Genomic DNA, 3,080 nt, shown 5'->3' with positions numbered 1-3,080 from the left:
TAATATTGATTAAATGAAAAAGAGAGTTTTGCTCTCTTTTTTTGCATTTCAGCAAAACCTAATTAAATGTGAAGTGAAAATTCATTTGGAATTTATATTAGTAACGAAAGATATTCTAGAAGTATCTACTTTCGTGTCTAAAAAGTATCCATTTTCATGTCTTTCTACAACAATGGGGAAGGGGTTAACTCTCATTTTTCCAACTGTTCGTTAAATTCAAATTTAACGAATACTTCTATGATAATAAATTACATTACTTTCACTTTTAAACATACATTGTTCAAAATGTGCTATATCAAGGTCATACATTGTATTTTTTTACTGGTTTAGTAGAGTTTGTTCTTTACTATTGTTTTTGGAAACTGGTACATCAATATTTGAAGATTTACTTTTTATAATTTGAATTTTATTAAATATAAAAATCGGTAGGAGAAAGTTGACTTTGCGATAAATATATACATATAGAGTCGTAATAAAACTTTGTATTGTAAAATAATTTAAAGGAGTGTTTTTTTATGAAAGGTAAAGTAGGAGAAACAAAAAGAAGAGAAAAATTAGAAATGATTTTTAATTATCCTGTAAAAGGAGAAACCTATTTTCATGGCCCCTCTTATAAATGGAAACAAGTTGTATTTCAACATTATAGTAAAATCATACAAAAAGAAATGACGGTAGAGGAGCTTATCATAATACTTCAAAGAGAAAATGTTCACTTTACACAATCTTCTTCTCTAGTTACCTACCCAATAATTGAATTTATAAAGCTTATCGCAAAGTACTATAAAGAAACGATTGAAAATTGAGTTTATAAGCGTACATGAAATAGAAGAGTCAATGAACAGATCTTTTTACCACATACTTTAAGCAATCATATTTTTCCTCAATGAAAAACATAAGCCTTCTAAGGAAAACTATTAAATAAAATAATAGGATAAGAGTTGTATCAATTTGTCGATATTTTTCATATTTTAATAATGAGAGTTACTATTTTAGGACTCTACGTACATATGGAAAGAAGGTTTTTTATTATAGTAAAGAACTTTTTTATTTACAGACATTAGTGCTGTCACTTTCTGTGATGACTTTCTATTTTGTAGGACTTTTCCCTTTTCTGTCGAATAGATAGAGTGAAGAGAAGGAGGAGTTAGTATGGATACTATAAGAGATACAGTCAGCGAGATTAAAACATTTTTTTATACAATTGAAAGTCCAACGAACGGAATCGAGTATTGGGAACTTAATTTAACCTATTACAATGATTCCTTTTATGGCGGAGCTAAATGTACTAATTTCAATCTTCATGTAGGATGGAAAAATTTAAAGGTACAAGATGATAAATCAGCAGCTCAAATTATAATTAATAAAATTAAAGAGAATCTACTTTAAGTCAAAAAGCATTCGAAATGGGTGCTTTTTCTTACGATTAGTCAACCTATATTTTTAGATTTTTAATGGACTGGATATCACAAAATATAGGTATCCATTTTTATACATGCAAAATACCCCTAGCAGGGATTCATTTTTTTACTAGGGGCGGATATGGTATGATGAATGAAACTATGATGTTAGGCTGCTAACCGATAATCATAGTGTATATTGTGTGTAATAAGGTGAAGTAGAAGTTTCAATAACTTATTTACACATGCAATGGACGCAACTTTATGACATTTGTTATAGGGTTGCGTTTTTAATTTATCGTAGTACTCTATAATGTGATTTCGTCCGTAACGCCGTAGTTTAATCATATTTTGGATGATTAGGAAAAGTAATTTCCGTAAATATTTATTTCCACGTTTATTAATTTTATCTTTATAAAAAGTTTTACCTAATTGAAAGCGACGTATATCAATACCGGCATAGGCATTCAATTGCTTGTTATTCGCAAAACGAGTTATATCTCCTATTTCAGCCATTAAGCGGACCGCTGTATTTGGTCCAATTCCGGGAAGACTCAGAATGATACTATACTCTGCACGTTGTTCGGCTATAAATACCATCTTGTTAATACAACATTCCTTTTGTTGAAGTAGTTCTTGATAACGTTTTGCGTATGCTTTAAGTTGATCACACAAGACATCATTTTGAGAAACAGCTGGATAGGAGTTTTTCGCTATTTCAAGTATTTGAATGGCTTTTTTCTCTGCCATAATATTTGATATTTTTTTATTGGTATTAGCACGAATACGATTTTTTATAATCGTTTTAGAAAGACTTAAAACACAATCTGGATGGGGGAATAGTTGAACAAAATTTAAAAATAACTCAGATTTACTCGTGAACATTTTTTTCTAATTCAGGAAATGTTAATTGAATAACTTTATGCATACGACTACGAATCACTGATAATTCTCCATCTAGTTCGCTATAGAATTTCGAAAGAGATTTTAACTGATGGAATATGTGATTCGTTCCATGAGATACCCTTCGGGTAGCTGTAAAGTGGGTAAGAGCTAGGCGATGTGCATCACTTCGGTCCGTTTTATGAATCCGTAAGGAATCACATTGTAGTTTTGCTTCTAAGGGATTTAATAGACAATATGTATACTGATTATCCTGCATAAATCGTTCTAGCTGTCTAGAATAAATTCCTGTTGCCTCGAACACAATTTCAGGTAATTTACCAGTTTTCTCGGTAAGCTCATATATCTTTTTTTTGTAGCTCTTTAAAATCAGGTTTCAAATGTTGGATTTCCTTTTCAAAGATACATTGTTTTTGTGCATTATAAATTACCATATAACTTTTACCCATACTGATATCAAAAGCAATTACGTGTCTCATAAAGTTCCTCCTGATGGAAAATTGAAGTCTTCATCTTACACTTATCGATTCCCATTTCTTATACACGATCTCGAGGACCAACATACTAAAAACTGATTCAAATAAGGTAAGTGAAGAAGGTCAGTTTTTTTTACGGATTCAAAATCCCAAAGCACCCACGACCCTTTCTTCACTTCTACTATATAAAAAATAGTAGTGCGAACCAATGCCTTGGTCTGCACTACTAATCTTAGTATGTTTTCTTTGTTATATAAAAATTATAAAATAAATATATTTAGAAGTTAATTTAGGCATAATGAAG

The 3,080-nt window shown here is 30.3% G+C and carries 3 protein-coding genes and 1 pseudogene; 3 read left to right on the top strand and 1 reads right to left on the bottom strand.

Going from position 1 to position 3,080, the window contains the following annotated elements:
- Positions 1-85 precede the first annotated feature (85 nt).
- The 3 genes from DN403_RS32070 to DN403_RS29465 all read left to right on the top strand — a co-directional run bounded on the left by DN403_RS32070 (position 86) and on the right by DN403_RS29465 (position 1,386).
- Positions 86-214, top strand: a complete 129-nt coding sequence (locus DN403_RS32070; RefSeq protein WP_255452087.1) for a hypothetical protein — start codon at positions 86-88, stop codon at positions 212-214.
- Between the two features lie 301 nt (positions 215-515).
- On the top strand, positions 516-803 hold the full coding sequence (locus DN403_RS29470; protein WP_149186058.1) for a hypothetical protein: 288 nt from the start codon (positions 516-518) through the stop codon (positions 801-803).
- Positions 804-1,149: 346 nt separating this feature from the next.
- Positions 1,150-1,386: a hypothetical protein gene (locus DN403_RS29465; protein ID WP_000379740.1), complete on the top strand. Its 237-nt coding sequence runs from the start codon at positions 1,150-1,152 to the stop codon at positions 1,384-1,386.
- A 179-nt stretch (positions 1,387-1,565) separates the two neighbouring features.
- On the opposite strand, the pseudogene DN403_RS29460 reads toward DN403_RS29465, so the two are convergent.
- Positions 1,566-2,779 (bottom strand): annotated as a pseudogene (locus tag DN403_RS29460) (IS110 family RNA-guided transposase).
- Between the last annotated feature and the right edge of the window lie 301 nt (positions 2,780-3,080).

Source organism: Bacillus sp. AY2-1 (genome assembly GCF_008368965.1).
In the GTDB taxonomy this organism is placed as follows: domain Bacteria; phylum Bacillota; class Bacilli; order Bacillales; family Bacillaceae_G; genus Bacillus_A; species Bacillus_A thuringiensis_S.
Note: the sequence above shows the minus strand (reverse complement) of the source record. Positions and strands in the feature narration are given on the sequence as shown.

What these genes read in the sequence shown, in the direction of transcription:
- DN403_RS29465 (WP_000379740.1), top strand. Translation starts at nt 1,150, where the DNA reads ATGGATACTATAAGAGATACAGTCAGCGAGATTAAAACATTTTTTTAT.
- DN403_RS29470 (WP_149186058.1), top strand. Translation starts at nt 516, where the DNA reads ATGAAAGGTAAAGTAGGAGAAACAAAAAGAAGAGAAAAATTAGAAATG.